This is a genomic window from Bacillus sp. C28GYM-DRY-1 (assembly GCF_030519405.1).
GTDB classification, from domain to species: Bacteria; Bacillota; Bacilli; order Bacillales; family Bacillaceae; genus Bacillus; species Bacillus spizizenii_A.
Genome location: NZ_JAUMKF010000105.1, coordinates 1 through 255, shown reverse-complemented (window position 1 = coordinate 255; position 255 = coordinate 1). Strand labels below are relative to the sequence as shown.

The 255-nt window shown below is 41.6% G+C and carries 1 protein-coding gene; it reads right to left on the bottom strand.

Translation table 11 applies throughout. From position 1 onward, the window contains the following. Positions 1-255 (bottom strand): DDE-type integrase/transposase/recombinase (locus Q3W56_RS20870; RefSeq protein ID WP_302896725.1); only part of this gene is annotated, 255 nt, incomplete at both ends.

Sequence of the window (255 nt, the reverse complement as noted above, 5' to 3'; positions counted from 1 at the left end):
TTAAGGCTTGCCTATAATGCTTCATTTGGTAATGCCAGCCTTGGTCGGAATGCATAATGGGCTTGTCCCCATCTTTCAAATGCTTGAATGCCTGATCAAGCATCACCGAAACAAGAGAATAAACAGGTCTTAAACCAATCGTATAGGTAATGATCTCACCATTAAACAGATCTAATACGGGCGATACGTACAGCTTCTGCCCAAATAATTTGAACTCCGTCATGTCCGTGACCCATTTTTCATTTGGCTTTTCAG